The 14663-nt window shown below is 44.8% G+C and carries 12 protein-coding genes; all 12 read left to right on the forward strand.

The window, feature by feature from the left end:
* Positions 1–122: 122 nt before the first annotated feature.
* The 12 genes from BM299_RS07870 to BM299_RS07925 all read left to right on the forward strand — a co-directional run bounded on the left by BM299_RS07870 (position 123) and on the right by BM299_RS07925 (position 14652).
* Positions 123–2030 carry a TRAP transporter permease gene (locus BM299_RS07870; RefSeq protein WP_131820620.1) on the forward strand — a complete coding sequence of 636 codons (1908 nt, stop codon included), beginning with the start codon at positions 123–125 and terminating at the stop codon, positions 2028–2030.
* A 398-nt stretch (positions 2031–2428) separates the two neighbouring features.
* Positions 2429–4267, forward strand: a complete 1839-nt coding sequence (locus BM299_RS07875) for an acyl-CoA dehydrogenase (protein ID WP_092482923.1) — start codon at positions 2429–2431, stop codon at positions 4265–4267.
* A 44-nt stretch (positions 4268–4311) separates the two neighbouring features.
* Positions 4312–5496, forward strand: coding sequence for a thiolase family protein (locus tag BM299_RS07880; RefSeq protein ID WP_092482924.1), 1185 nt, complete (start codon positions 4312–4314; stop codon positions 5494–5496).
* Between the two features lie 46 nt (positions 5497–5542).
* On the forward strand, positions 5543–6901 hold the full coding sequence (locus BM299_RS07885) for an acetyl-CoA hydrolase/transferase family protein (RefSeq protein WP_092482925.1): 1359 nt from the start codon (positions 5543–5545) through the stop codon (positions 6899–6901).
* A gap of 26 nt (positions 6902–6927) precedes the next feature.
* On the forward strand, positions 6928–7794 hold the full coding sequence (locus tag BM299_RS07890; RefSeq protein ID WP_092482926.1) for a 3-hydroxyacyl-CoA dehydrogenase family protein: 867 nt from the start codon (positions 6928–6930) through the stop codon (positions 7792–7794).
* Positions 7795–7968: 174 nt separating this feature from the next.
* On the forward strand, positions 7969–9153 hold the full coding sequence (locus tag BM299_RS07895; protein ID WP_092482927.1) for a thiolase family protein: 1185 nt from the start codon (positions 7969–7971) through the stop codon (positions 9151–9153).
* A 28-nt stretch (positions 9154–9181) separates the two neighbouring features.
* Positions 9182–9961, forward strand: coding sequence for an enoyl-CoA hydratase-related protein (locus BM299_RS07900; RefSeq protein ID WP_092482928.1), 780 nt, complete (start codon positions 9182–9184; stop codon positions 9959–9961).
* Positions 9962–10010: 49 nt separating this feature from the next.
* The gene (locus BM299_RS07905; RefSeq protein WP_092482929.1) at positions 10011–11165 is read left to right on the forward strand and encodes an acyl-CoA dehydrogenase family protein; all 1155 of its coding nucleotides are present in this window, start codon (positions 10011–10013) and stop codon (positions 11163–11165) included.
* 27 nt (positions 11166–11192) lie between these two features.
* Entirely contained in the window at positions 11193–12371 is a 1179-nt protein-coding gene (locus BM299_RS07910) for a thiolase domain-containing protein (protein ID WP_092482930.1), read from the forward strand.
* Complete coding sequence (locus BM299_RS07915) at positions 12368–13378, forward strand: hydroxymethylglutaryl-CoA synthase (protein WP_092482931.1); 1011 nt, start codon at positions 12368–12370, stop codon at positions 13376–13378. The genes BM299_RS07910 and BM299_RS07915 overlap by 4 nt, the downstream gene beginning before the upstream one ends.
* A 9-nt stretch (positions 13379–13387) precedes the next feature.
* Complete coding sequence (locus BM299_RS07920; protein WP_092482932.1) at positions 13388–13816, forward strand: Zn-ribbon domain-containing OB-fold protein; 429 nt, start codon at positions 13388–13390, stop codon at positions 13814–13816.
* A 65-nt stretch (positions 13817–13881) separates the two neighbouring features.
* Positions 13882–14652, forward strand: a complete 771-nt coding sequence (locus BM299_RS07925) for an electron transfer flavoprotein subunit beta/FixA family protein (RefSeq protein ID WP_092482933.1) — start codon at positions 13882–13884, stop codon at positions 14650–14652.
* Positions 14653–14663 lie beyond the last annotated feature (11 nt).

Raw genomic sequence — 14663 nt, forward strand, 5'->3', positions numbered from 1 at the left:
ATGATCTTTTTTCCCGATATGTTAATTGCCGGGCGGGCGGTCTTTCTATTTAACTAAAAGGTATTTTGCTGTTTCTTCAATTGGCTTGAGATGAGATTTTCTAAGGTGGAGGGTTGTTGCAAATGAACAGAAACTTGGAGGGTGCAATAGGTAAAGTAATAGATATCTTTAGCGTGTTCCTGACATTATTTGCATTGCAAATAATTGTTTTGGGACCTAAACTTGGGTACAACAAATCCCTGGCTATATTCTTGGTTCTTGCTTTGCCGATGACTTTCTTTATTTACGCCGGGGGAAAAAGTTCCTTCATGATGAAGATAAATATAATAGATATAATTTTTGCAGTACTTTCTTTTGCATCCATTGGATACTTAGTGATAAATGCGGAATACATCTTGACCAGGGTTGAATATATTTCACCCCTTACAACCGCGGATTATGTTTTGGGCATTATCGCTATAATTGCCGTGCTGGAAGCAACCCGCAGGGCTATTGGTTTGCCGATGGCGATTATTGCTTTATTGTTATTTGTCTATGCATACTTCGGTAAAATGCTCCCACCCCCGTTTGGGCATGCCGGTTTTACCATAAAGTGGATAATTGATACAATGTACCTAACCTCCAGAGGCATATTCGGCAGTCCCCTCTGGGTTGTAATAACACTGGCTTTTCCCTTTATTTTCTATGGTGTTATCCTGGAACAGATTGGCGTGTTAAAGTCATTTTTAGACTTTGCCAACAGGTTGTTTGGTAAATCACCGGGGGCGCCGGCAAAGACATCTGTCGTGGCCGGTACATTCATGGGAATGGCCAGCGGAATGCCCATGTCCACCACTTATCTCATAGGATTTCCTACCATCCCCGAAATGATCAAGGTGGGATATCCTGCGCGCACGGCAGGGGCGATAGCCGCAGTGGTAGGAACAGCGGCCCAGTTGATGCCTCCGATGTTGGGTGTAGCCGCATTTATTGTGGCGCAGTACATGGGAGTGCCATATATTAAGGTCTGTCAATATACGTTATTACCTGCGTTGCTTTTTTACGCAGTATTTTTCCTAACTATCCACCTCGAAACAAAAAGGCTGGGTATCAAGGCCGTAGAAATCCCTACTATTTCTTATAAACAAATAATGCTTGGTGGATTTTATATTTTCTTAATTACACTGGCTATTCTGTTATATTTCCTTCTTAAATTCTACCCTGTTGGTCTGGCTGCGTTTTATGGCTGTGTAGCGGCTTTGGTTCTGGGAGCTGTTAGAAAAGATAACAGATTGGACCTTAAGGGTTTTTATGTAGTCTTAGCTAAAACGGGAAGAACTTCTGTGTACATTGCTATAGCCTGCGCTGCAGCGGGTATAATAACAGGATTTTTGGTTGAGACCGGCTTAAACTTGAAATTTGCCAATATGGTGATAGCTTTTGGCCAATCCAGCTTATTTTTATCCTTAATGCTGTCAGCAATAGCTATTTTGGTAATGAGTATGGGTATGCCCTCCATACCGGCATACATCACCAGTATAGCTATATTTGGTCCCGCGCTTATTAGACTGGGGGTTATACCCGAAGTGGCACATATATTCTGTTTCTATTATGCAACATTGTATTCTATTACCCCGCCGGTCGCTTTTGCTTCTTATGCTGGTGCCCAGATAGCCCATGAAGACCCGATGAAAACTGGATTGGTAGCATGTAGACTGGGGATTATGACGTATATTATCCCGTTTATATTCGCGTATGCCCCTGCTTACCTTATGATACCGGAGTATTGGAATCTGTCAGAAGTTTTTAGATTAATAGTCTTTGTGATCCCAGGCTTAATAATTTTCGCTGTTGGTATAAGTGGTTACCTAACCAGGCCGCTTCAAAAGTTCGATAGAACCCTGGCATTAGCGGCCGGTTTAATGCTATTGCTTCCGTTTAGTTTCATGGATTACGCAGGTTTTGCGCTTATGGTAATTGTCCTATTCAGGCAAGGATTTATTGCATCGTTAATGAAACGCGGTCAAAATGTTACAGCCAATGGCAACTAAAAAAGCTGCAAAAAGGCCACCGTTTAAAACGGTGGCCTTTTTGCAGCCTATATATAAGCAGATGGGACAACTAATGTTTTATTCGGCAACCTGGTGGTTGCAGTTTGAAACCAATTTTGAAACGACCTGCTTTGGGTGTATAATTTTCACTCCAAAGATTTATCCATATTTGTTAGTGTTTTCGGACTTTTTACCCTATTCATTTAAATTTGAAAAGAATGGCACGTGTTTTGCTCTTGCTAAATTACAAAGAAATTTGCGAACTTTTTTGTTTAATAATCTCTGTGATGGGGGGGAGTAATGGATTAAGATTCAGCAACTCCTTGGTTTCTGTATTAAATTGTTTGCTTTGCATTAATGGGAGAGTTTTATCGACATCGAAAAAGGAGGGTTAATAAGTGGCAGAATTTGCATATGACATTAGGGATCTTAAATTTATTTTAAACGAATGGCTCGATATGGATGAAGTTTTTAGTCTTGAGCGGTTTAAAGATAACTATGAAAAGGATGATATTGATTTTATCTTAAACGAAGTTTACAAGATGGCCAAAGAGGTTGTTTTCCCGATTAATAAAGAGGGAGATGAAATAGGGGTTAAATATGAAAATGGCCAAGTAAAACTGCCCTCGTCATATGTGGAGGCATATAAGTTCTTGCAAGAAAATGGTTGGGGCTCAGCCAATGAGTCTTTGGGTTCAGATGAGCTTATGCCGTTAACTTTATACAGGGCCTATAATGAGATGCTAATGGCTGCTTGCCCGGCATTAACATCATATATCAAGTTGACCACCGGTGCAGCCAACCTGATTTATAGGTTTGGAACGGATAAGGACCGGGAACTGTTCATTGAAAACATGCTCAGCGGAAAATGGAGCGGCACCATGTGCTTAACCGAACCCAACGCCGGCTCTGATGTGGGGGACGCCACTACAAGGGCTTATCCGACCGATGACCACAGGATCTATAAAATCAAGGGCACCAAGATGTTTATTACCGGCGGCGAAGTAGATTTATCCGAGAACATAATCCATATGGTTTTAGCCCGCCCGGAAGGCGGTGCGCCTGGCTCCAAGGGTTTGGGACTGTATATAGTACCCAAAATTTGGGTCAATGATGACGGCAGCCTTGGGGAACCAAATGATGTGACCTGTATCGGTGTTGAACACAAGATGGGACTCAAAGCATCCGCCACAGCAATGTTGAGTTTTGGTGAAAATGATAACTGCCGTGGAATACTGGTGGGGAGCCCTCCCGATGAAAATGGTGTATCAAAAGGGTTGGCCATGATGTTCCATATGATGAATGAATCCCGCATAGGGACAGGTCATAATGCTCTTGCCCAAATGGCGGCGGCTTATTACTTTGCTTCACGTTATGCCACCGAACGAATTCAGGGGCGTCCTTTTACCAACCCCAAAGCGGGCCGGGTACCACTCATTAAACACGAAGACATAAGAAGAATGTTGATAGAAATGAAGGCTCAGATTGAAGGTATCAGGGCCATGATTTTCAAGGGATTTTATTACTTGGATGTCGCCGAGCATAGTAGTGATAAAGAAAAAGCGGCCAGATGCCAGGGGCTTGCAGAAATATTAACTCCGCTGATTAAAACTTATGCCAGTGAAACTGCCTGGCAGATGATCGGGCAGGCCATTCAGGTGTACGGCGGAGTTGGCTACACGGAAGAATACCCTGTTTCACAATATGCACGTGACGTAAAGATACTTTCTATATGGGAAGGGACATCATTTATTCATGCCATGGATTTAGTCGGCCGCAAAATGAGAATGAAAGACGGTGTGCCTTTTACCAATTGGATGGATGATAGAAAAGAATTCATTGAAAAGAATAAAGATGCGGATAGCTTCAGTTCAGAAATGAAGCAGTTGGAAAAAGCTTATAATTGCGTTGCAGAAATCAGGGACCTTTTTGCATCTTACTATGCCAACAGGGGAGAAAAAGGCGAATTAATACCTTTATATGCGCCGCGTGTACTTACCTGCTGTGCCCAATTGTTTGCTGCTGAAGCTATCATGGACCAGGCATTGTTAGCCAAGAAAAAAATTGAAGAATTGGGTGTGGATCACCACGATTATGCGTACTATGTCGGCAAAGTTAACACAGCAAAATTCTTTGTAAATAATATATTGCCCAATGTTTATATGCAAACTGAGTTGATTAAAAATGCGGACAAGTCTGCTTTGGAATGCCCGGAAGAAGCATTAGTAATCAGCTAACTACAAGGAGATGTACACCCTAAAATGGGAGGTCGTCATTTAAGATGAGAGAGGTATATGTGGTTGAGGGTGTCCGTACAGCAATCGCAAAGGCGGGCAAAAAGTCCTGGTTTGCTAATGTAAGGGCAGATGACTTGGCCGCTCTTGTTATAAATGCTGTTTTGGAACGTGCGGGTATTACCGGAAAGAAACGTGAACAAGTCGATGATGTTATTTTGGGTGGTACCGCATTAATGAAGGAAATGGGCAGTAATATTGGGCGCTATGCAACCATAATGGCCGGTATGCCCTATAGCGTTCCAGGCTGTACGGTAGATCGTTTTTGTTCATCTGGATTGCAAACAATTGCCTTTGCTATTTCGACTATTGCCATGGGATGGGCGGATTTGATCATAGCTGGTGGCGTTCAGCATATGACACACATTCCAATGGGTTCCGGTTCGGATCCTAATCCCAGGCTGGGGGAATTTTGCGACCCAAATATGATATCAATGGGTTATACGGCTGAAATGGTGGCCCGTAAATTTAACATCAGCCGGGAAAAACAAGACCAGCTGGCTGTAGAAAGTCATGCTAAGGCTCATAAGGCAACTGAAGAGGGGTTATTTAAAGAAGAAATTTTACCTATAGAAGCAGATGTGCCCACCGACGACGGAAGTACCCAAAAAATGGTTGTTGATCGTGATCAGGGTATTAGGCCGGGCACCAATATGGAGACGTTGGCAAAATTAAAACCGGTATTTATGCAGGATGAACAGGCCACGGTAACTGCCGGTAATTCCAGCCAGATGAATGATGCCGCAGGAGTTGTTTTAGTGGCCAGTAAGGAAAAGATAAAAGAACTAGGGCTTAAGCCAAAAATGAAGTTGGTAACCTATGCGGTAGTTGGTGTAGATCCGGCTATTATGGGTATTGGTCCGGCTGTGGCTGTTCCAAAAGCTTTAAAACAGGCAGGTATGACCAAGGAGCAGATCGACCTGTGGGAAATAAATGAAGCTTTTGCATCACAAGCAGTTTATTGTACAGAGGAATTAGGGATAAGAAACCATCCGTTGCTTAATCCACGCGGCAGCGGCATTGCTTTAGGGCATCCCCTGGGATGCACCGGTGCCCGGATTGCTACGACGATAATGCATGAAATGCCATATTATGGCGCCAAGTATGCGGTGGAAAGCATGTGTATAGGTCACGGGCAGGGGGCTGCGGCCATCTGGGAATGGGTTGGTTAAAAAATGATATAAGTAGTCCGGGATAATTGTGAGGGGGGTTTAAGGTATGAGTATTTACCAAGAGGAGTATAAAAGAAAACTTGTTACGGCCGACGAAGCTGTCAAGGTGGTAAAATCGGGCGACTGGGTAGCTTACAGTCATTTTGCCCTAACTCCACGGTCATTAGATGAGGCTCTGGCCAGAAGAAAAGATGAATTATTTAATGTCAAAATTAGAAGTGTAAGTTCAATCCATCCGGTAAAGGTAGCCACTGAGGATCCAAACCAGGAACATTTTATATATAATAGTGGTTTTTTCAGTGGTATAGACAGGAAACTGCAAGATCAGGGTTTAGCATATCACATCCCGGGTCTGTATGCCGAATCACCAGTAAACATTAGAAATGGTCAATCCGACACACCGGTTGTGGCTATGTTAGTAACAACCCCCATGGATGAGAATGGCTTTTTTAACTTCAGTGTATCTTGCTCTTATGCACGGGCGTTATGTGAAATGGCCCAAACTGTTATTATAGAAGTCAACGAAAACGTTCCCCGCTGTTTGGGAGGGGATCAAGAATGCGTTCATATTTCAGAAGTGGATTATATTGTTGAGGGCAATAATGAGCCTTTAGTTGAGATCCCAACAATTCCGGCTACCGAGGTGGATAAAAAAATAGCCTCGCTTATAGTGGAGGAAATTGAAGACGGGGCATGCCTGCAATTGGGCATCGGTGGCATGCCCAATACAGTTGGCCAAATGCTGGCGGAATCCGATCTGAAAGATCTAGGGGTGCACAGTGAAATGCTGTGCGGTGCGTTTGTTGATTTATATGAAGCGGGTAAAATTACCGGGGCAAAGAAAAATATCGACCGTTTTAAAATGGTATTTACGTTTGCATTAGGAAACAAAAAGTTATACGACTTTATTCATAATAACCCGGCTTGTGCAATTTACCCGGTGGATTATACCAATTCAGTTGAAGTCATATCTCGGAATGATAAACAAATTTCCATTAATAACGCCATAGAAATTGATCTTTTTGGCCAGATATGTTCAGAGTCCGTAGGTACCAGACAGATTTCGGGCACCGGTGGGCAGTTTGATTTTACTTTCGGCGCCGTTCGTTCCAGAGGAGGAAAAGCCTTTATCTGCATGAGTTCAACCAAAAAAATTAAAGAAAATACAATGTCCAGAATTGTACCAACAATTACACCCGGAGGCATAATTACTCTACCTAGAACGGTGGTCCAATATGTAGTTACTGAATTCGGAAAAGTAAATTTGAAGGGCAAATCAACCTGGCAGCGGGCCGAGTTGTTAATTAGTATTGCCCATCCGGATTACAGGGATGAACTAATCAAGGAAGCCGAGAAAATGAAGATATGGACCAGAACTAATAAACGGTTAAGTTTAGTTGGATAAATTACTAATTTTAAGGGGTGTATGAAATGGCAGTTGATATTAAATCGATCTGTGTAGTTGGCGCGGGCAACATGGGACACCAAATAGCCCTTTCCGCTGCTTTGGCGGGCTATAAAGTAACATGCACTGATATCAATGAAGAAATTTTACAAAAAGCTGAAAATTTTGCTGATACTTATCTTCCTGAGCGGGTGGCCAAAGGAAAACTTTCGGAAGAAGATGCCAAGGCGGCACGCGGCAGAATATCCTTTACAAGTGATTTGACCGAGGCAGCCAAGAATGCTGATTTGGTGATTGAAGCAGTTATTGAAAAGCTGGATCTGAAACGTAAGATTTTTGCCGATCTTGATAAAATCTGCCCAAGTCATGCCATTTTGGCTACAAACAGCTCTTATATTGTAAGTTCAAAAATTGCTGATGTTACAAAACGCCCGGAAAAAGTCTGCAATATGCACTTCTTTAACCCGGCACTGGTAATGAAGCTGGTGGAAGTTGTTAAAGGGCCGCATGTCTCGGATGAAACAGTAGAAACTGTAGTTGGAGTATGTAAGAAAATGGGTAAAATTCCGGTTGTTTTGCAAAAAGAGATATACGGATTTTTAGTGAACCGCATTGTGTCTGCCATTAAAAATGAAGCGTTATACATTTATGACATGGGTGTTGCTACACCGGAGGATATTGATACAGCGGTTGTCCACGCCCTCGGTCATCCCATGGGGCCATTCAGACTGTTAGACTTAACCGGTATTGATTTGACTTATTATATCAGCACCGAACGTTACCAGGAAACAGGTGATCCTAAATATAAGCCTTCACCTATAATTGTGGAGAAATTCATTAAGAAAGAATGGGGACGTAAAACAGGTAAGGGCTTTTATGACTATTGCAAATAATTAAATTATTGCGAAATCTGTATTGCTGGGAAAAGAAAATTTATATCACCTTTTCCCGGCAATGGGTTTTCACGTACAAAACCGAAAGCCCAACCGTAGTTAACCAATGAACCAGAAAGTAAAATGCTAAAAATAAACGACTTAACATGTTCCCAAAGGAGGATGCATCAGAAAATGAGAGAGGTGTACCTTGTAGAAGGCGTACGCACCGCAATAGCAAAATCAGGAAAAAAATCCTGGTTTGCAAATATCAGGGCGGATGATCTGGCTGCCCTTGTGATAAATGAAGTTTTAGAACGCGCAGGCATTACAGGCAAGCAAAGAGAGCAAGTGGACGATGTCATGTTAGGCGGCACATATTTAATGAAAGAAATGGGGTCCAATATTGGCCGTTATGCAACCATCATGGCCGGTATGCCTTACAGTGTACCGGGGTGCACAGTTGACCGTCTTTGCGGATCCGGTTTGCAAACAATAGCGTTTGCTATTTCATCCATTGCCATGGGGTGGGCTGACTTGATCATAGCCGGTGGTGTCCAGCATATGACACATGTCCCAATGCTTAGCGGTGTTGACCCTAACCCAAGGCTCGGGGAGTTTTGCGATCCCAATATGATAAGAATGGGCTATACCGCGGAAATGGTGGCCAGAAGATTTAACATAAGCAGGGAAAAACAGGACCAAATGGCCGTGGAAAGCCATGCCAAAGCCCATAAGGCAACCGAAGAGGGTTTGTTTAAAGATGAAATATTACCTGTAGAAGCGGAAGTCCCCACTGAGGACGGGGGTACTAAAAAAATGGTGGTGGACCGGGACCAGGGGATCAGACCGGGCACCACTATGGAAACACTGGCTAAATTAAAAACGGTATTCATGGATGATGAAAAGGCAACTGTGACTGCCGGTAATTCCAGTCAAACCAATGATGCTGCTGCTGCCGTTTTAATAGCCAGTAAGGAAAAGGCAAAAGAACTGGGGCTTAAGCCCAAAATGAAGTTGGTTGGTTATTCAGTTGTCGGTGTGGACCCGGCCCTAATGGGTATAGGTCCGGCTTTTGTTATTCCAAAAGTATTAAAACAGGCCGGGATGACCGTTGATCAAATTGACATCTGGGAAATAAATGAGGCTTTTGCGTCACAAGCAGTATATTGCACGGAGAAGCTGGGAATTAGAAACCACCCGCTGCTCAACCCCCGTGGAAGTGGCATAGCCTTGGGGCACCCCTTGGGCTGTACCGGTGCGCGGATTGCCACAACAATAATGCATGAGATGCCGTACTATAGTGCCAAATATGCTGTGGAAAGCATGTGCATAGGTCACGGGCAGGGAGCCGCAGCAATTTGGGAATGGGTTGGTTAAAAAATATTTGAAAGAGAGGGATTATTGAATGGATTTTCAAAATTTATTATTGGAAAAGGATGGACATATTGCTGTAATAACTTTAAACCGTCCGGAAGTACGTAATGCTTTGGATCCCCAAACATGGGCGGAAATCCGCGGTGCTATCCGGGAATGCCGTTTTGACCAAGATGTGCGTGTAGTCATTATTACCGGAGCGGGTGGTAAGGCATTTGCTTCCGGTGCTGATATCCGGTCCCTCAGGGAGCGTGAAACTTTAGAAGTTCTGAAAAGTGAAGCCCAGGAATCCTTAAATGATGTAGAAAACCTGGATAAGCCTGTTATTGCTGCCATAGACGGTTTTGCTTTGGGCGGTGGTTGTGAACTGGCCATGGCCTGTGATATCAGAATAGCTACCAGTCGATCCAAGTTGGGTCAGCCTGAAGTAAACCTGGGAATCATCCCGGGGGCCGGGGGTACTCAAAGGCTGCAAAGAATAGTTGGGATAGGGAAGGCCAAAGAATTAATCTTTACCGGTGATATTTTAACAGCGCAGGAAGCTGTAGAAATCGGGTTGGTTAATAAAGTAGTTGATCAACCCGAAGATTTGTTGCCGGCAGCTAAAGAAATGGCGCAAAAAATAATTGCCAAGGGTCCTGTGGCCGTTAGCCTGGCCAAGCTTTCTATTAATGTGGGCGCTAATACTGATATTAATTCAGGGCTATTGTTTGAAAAGTTTGCGCAGGTAATAGCTTTTTCTACTGATGACCGCATCGAGGGAACGACAGCTTTTCTTGAGAAACGTAAACCTGATTTCAAAGGTAAATAATTAGGTGTTAAAACCTATAATCCTATTTTTTTGAAAAGGAGAGCCAATTATGGATTTTAGCATTTCTGATGAAATGAGAGATATGAAGCGTACCATAAGGGATTTTGTAGACAATGAAGTTGATAAATATAGCCAGCAAATCGAAGAAGAGGACAAAATCCCCCAGCACTTGATCGATAAGGCCAAAGAAATGGGATTATTTGGTATGAGTATTCCGGAGCAGTACGGCGGTCTGGGCCTAAGTATGCTGGAAAAATGCCTGTTGCTTGAAGAGCTGGGCCGGGCTAATATGAGTTTTACGACCTATATCGGAGCGCATACCGGTATTGGTACTACCGGTATAGTTGAGCTGGCCAGCGAAGAATTAAAGCAAAAATACCTGCCTGCTTTGGCCAGCGGGGAAAAACTCGGGGCGTTTGGCTTAACCGAACCGGATGCCGGGTCGGATGCTACGAATATGAAAACTACTGCTGTTTTAAAGGGCGATAAATGGATTTTAAACGGCATGAAGCATTTTATTACCAACGCGCCTGAAGCCAGCATTTTTACGGTTATTGCCGTGACGGACAAGGAAAAAGGGGCCCGGGGTGGATATACTGCGTTCGTGGTAGAAAAAGATTTTCCAGGTTTCTCTATAGGCACCATTGAGAAAAAAATGGGCCTTCGGGGATCACATACTTCTGAAATAATTTTTGAAGATTGCGAAGTGCCGAAAGAAAATGTTCTGGGGGAAGTGGGCCGCGGTTACGCCAGCGCTTTAAGGATACTCAGTAAAGGGAGAGTTGCTCTGGGAGCTCGCTGTGTGGGTGCCTGCGACAAATTGATAGAACTATCTGCCAAGTATGCCCAGCAAAGGGTTCAATTTGGCAAGCCCATTGCCAGTTTCCAGGCCATTCAGTGGATGCTGGCGGAAATGGCCACTGATACCGAAGCTGCCCGGGCATTAACTTACAGGGTGGCCTGGATGGTGGACCAGGGGCTGCCTGCTGTTAAAGAAGGACCCATGGTTAAATTATTTGCCTCTGAGGCTTTAGGCAGGGTTGTTGACAAGGCGGTACAAATTCACGGGGGCATGGGGTATATGAAGGAGTTCCCGGTGGAACGTTTTTATAGGGATGCCAGGCTTACCCGTATATATGAGGGCACTAACGAAATTCAGCGGATGGTTATTGCCGGTAGGCTGCTGAAAGAAATGCAAATATAAGCTGCTGTAGAAAGAAGGTGTTTAAGGGTGGAAGGCGTAGCCATCATTGGTGCCGGGCAAACTCGCTACGGTGACTTTCCCAATAAAGGGGTAAAAGAGCTATTTGCTGAGGCATATTTGGAAATGCTGCAAAGTGTTGATCAAAGTTTGGACCCACAAATGATCCAGGCAGCTTACATTGGCTGTCTCAGTGCCGGCAGCGGATTCCAGCTGGGTCAGCTGGCTCCGCTGCTCATGGGGCACGTGGGGTTGCCCAATGTGAATGCGGTCCGAATTGAAAATGCCTGTGCTTCCGGAGGTTTTGCCTTGTATAATGCAGCCTGTGCGGTGGCCTCAGGCAAGTTCGATTTGGTAGTGGCTGCGGGTGTGGAAAAGATGCGGGATGTATCTTCCAGTAAAGGCAGGTACTGGCTGGGAGTATCCGGGGATACGGAGTATGAACGCCTGGCCGGTTCCACCTTTGCCGGTATCTATGCGCTTATGGCGGCCAGGTATATGCATGAGTATGGCCTGAAAAGAGAACATCTTTCCATGGTGGCAGTTAAAAACCACAAACATGCTGTGGCCAATCCCAAAGCACAATTCCGCAAGGAAATAACTATTGAGCAGGCTATGAATGGCGTTCCCGTTGCCCATCCGTTTAATGTCTGGGACTGCAGCCCCACAACCGACGGTGCTGCGGTGGTATTGCTATGCAATGCCAAAATAGCCAGAAATTTTACCAGTAAACCTGTCTATCTTAAAGGTTTCGGTGCGGCCAGCGACTACCTGGCTATTCACGACAGAAATTCCATTACCAGGCTTGCTGCCACGCGGAAGGCTGCAGCCGAGGCTTATAAGCAAGCGGGTATTGGTCCCGGTGATGTTAATTTTGCTGAAGTGCATGATTGCTTTACTATTGCGGAAATTTTAGCCTATGGAGATCTTGGTTTTTGTGAAGAAGGACGTGCCCACTACCTGCTTGAAGAAGGAGTTACTCAATTGAATGGAAAACTTCCGGTAAACTCAAGCGGTGGTTTAAAGGCCAAGGGCCACCCCATTGGCGCCACCGGTTGTGGTATGGCTTGCGAAATATTTAAACAACTGCGGGATGAGGCTAAAGAACCCAGCCGGCAGATTAAAAATGCCAGGTTTGCTCTTTCACATAATGTAGGTGGCTCGGGCGGAACAGCTGCAGTTTTCATTTATCAGAGGGGAGACGAATGATGACTAAAAACATTGTATCTTACGGGGTTTATTTGCCGTTCCTGCGGATAAAAAGGGACGAATATGTCAACGCCCTGGGAAGCTGCAGTGCCGCAATAAAAGAAAAAGCAGTAATGGATATAGATGAGGACGTAATTACCATGGCTGTGGAAGCTGCCAGGGACGCCATAGCTGATGTGGATATTTCCCAAATTGGCGTACTTACTTTGGCATCTACCAATTTTCCTTACCAAGAAAAAGTGATGACGGGGACAGTCATCGAAGCCCTGAGGTTAAATAAAAATGTATTGACCTGCCAACACGGCAACTCGGCTTTGGCCGGAACGGAAGCATTTTTGGCGGCGTTGGGTATGCTGGAGCAAACGGAGCAAAAATATGCCCTGGTGATTGTTTCAGATTCTTTGTCAGCCGATGCGTCCATGGATATTGAACATGGGTTTGGCGCGGCCGCTTGTGCATTTGTGCTGGCAAAAGATGAGCCGGGTTTGGAGTTTGAAGGGGCTTATGCTTATACCGGTGAATCCATGGGCCTGCGTTACCGGCTTCCCGGTGAAACCAGTGTTAGAGATATTGGCGTTAAAACCTATGCCACTCAGGCTTATAATGATACGGTTAAGAATGCAGTTTGGGGACTACTTGGTCAACTAGGCAGAAACCCTGTTGATTATAGTCATGTAATACTACATCAAAATGATGTGAAAACCGCTTCTGCATTGGGCAAAAAAATCGGTTTCAATGAAGAGCAAATGAAGGAAGGCTTGCTTTTTAATCTAGTTGGTGACACCGGGGCATGTTCGGCAATGTTAGGTTTATGCCAGGTGTTAGATAATATTGCCAGCAATGATAAGGTAATAGTTTGTTCTTATGGTTCAGGTGCGGGTAGTCACGCCTTAAGTTTCAAATCAACCAATCAGTTACTGAAAAGAACAAAGTCCTTTAAAGCAATGCTAAACAAAAAACAATATATCAATTATATTCAATATCTGAAACTTAAAAGAAATATCTGAGGTGATCATATGGGAGCTCATATTTCGATCCCCATGTATCAACGGGCGGTTCCCCAGCGTTATAGATTGGCTGGGCAAAAATGCTTGAAATGCGGCAAAGTGAATTTCCCTCCCAAAGCTGTGTGCAAATATTGCTTGACAGGTGCTGAATTTGAAGAGATACAGCTTAGCGGCAGGGGGATTGTTTATTCATACACTGTTATCGCCGGGGGTGGTGCGCCCCCGGAGTTTTCGGAAGAAGCTCGTTGCAAGGGCAAATATCCCGTGGTACTGGTTGAACTGGAGGAAGGCCCCAGGGTTATTGCGCAATTGGTAAATCCCCCTGCGGAAGGAATCACTATCGGGATGAAGGTGGAAGCTGTCTTTAGAAAGATTTATGAGGAGGAAGGAGTAATCCGGTACGGATTTAAATTTAGGCCGGCAACCAGCGATAGTTAAGGTTATTGAAAATTTTATCGAAAATCTTAATGAAAAATTATTTTTGCGTGAAAGGTGATTTCTATATGAAAATTATTGTGCTTATAAAGCAAACTTTCGATACTGAAGCTAAAATAACCCTTGACGTTAACGGTAAAATAAATAAATCCGGTGTTAGTTTAATTATGAACCCCTACGACGAATTTGCAGTGGAAGAAGCCCTGCGCATAAAAGAAAAGGCCGGTGGCGAAGTGACCGTCATTAGCGTCGGCGGTCAGCAGACCCAGGACGCCCTGCGCCAGGCGCTGGCCATGGGCGCAGACAAAGCCGTGCTGGTGGATTCCGGCGAAGCGGAACTGGATGAATACTCCACGGCCACCATACTGGCCAAGGTAATCGGGGACATGGAATACGACATTATACTCGGCGGCTTTAGGGCCATTGACGACGGTTCGGCCCAGGTGGCCGGCAGAGTGGCGGAGATTTTAAATATCCCGGTGGTCAACGTAGTGACCAAACTGGAAATAGCCGATGGGAAAGCCACCGCCACCCGTGAGATCGAAGGCGGCAGCGAAGTGGTGGAAGTGACCCTGCCCGCAATAATCACCGCCCAGAAGGGCTTGAACGAGCCCCGTTATCCATCCATGAAGGGGATCATGAAAGCCAAGAAAAAGCCCATGGACAAAAAAGCACTGGCGGATATCGGCCTGGATGAAAGCCAGGTTGCCGCCAAGGTAAAGGCAATTTCCTTTGCGCTGCCGGAAGCGCGCAAGGCCGGCAAAGTTATCCCGGGTGAACCCGCTGAGGCCGCTCGTGAACTGGCCAAGCTGTTGCGCGAAGAGGCCAAAGTCATCTAAACAACAACTCA

This window comes from Desulfoscipio geothermicus DSM 3669, from assembly GCF_900115975.1.
Lineage (GTDB): Bacteria > Bacillota > Desulfotomaculia > Desulfotomaculales > Desulfallaceae > Desulfoscipio > Desulfoscipio geothermicus.

Coding starts and splice junctions, on each gene's coding strand:
- BM299_RS07870 (WP_131820620.1), top strand. CDS start 123: ATGAACAGAAACTTGGAGGGTGCAATAGGTAAAGTAATAGATATCTTT.
- BM299_RS07880 (WP_092482924.1), top strand. CDS start 4,312: ATGAGAGAGGTATATGTGGTTGAGGGTGTCCGTACAGCAATCGCAAAG.
- BM299_RS07885 (WP_092482925.1), top strand. CDS start 5,543: ATGAGTATTTACCAAGAGGAGTATAAAAGAAAACTTGTTACGGCCGAC.
- BM299_RS07890 (WP_092482926.1), top strand. CDS start 6,928: ATGGCAGTTGATATTAAATCGATCTGTGTAGTTGGCGCGGGCAACATG.
- BM299_RS07895 (WP_092482927.1), top strand. CDS start 7,969: ATGAGAGAGGTGTACCTTGTAGAAGGCGTACGCACCGCAATAGCAAAA.
- BM299_RS07900 (WP_092482928.1), top strand. CDS start 9,182: ATGGATTTTCAAAATTTATTATTGGAAAAGGATGGACATATTGCTGTA.
- BM299_RS07905 (WP_092482929.1), top strand. CDS start 10,011: ATGGATTTTAGCATTTCTGATGAAATGAGAGATATGAAGCGTACCATA.
- BM299_RS07915 (WP_092482931.1), top strand. CDS start 12,368: ATGATGACTAAAAACATTGTATCTTACGGGGTTTATTTGCCGTTCCTG.
- BM299_RS07920 (WP_092482932.1), top strand. CDS start 13,388: ATGGGAGCTCATATTTCGATCCCCATGTATCAACGGGCGGTTCCCCAG.
- BM299_RS07925 (WP_092482933.1), top strand. CDS start 13,882: ATGAAAATTATTGTGCTTATAAAGCAAACTTTCGATACTGAAGCTAAA.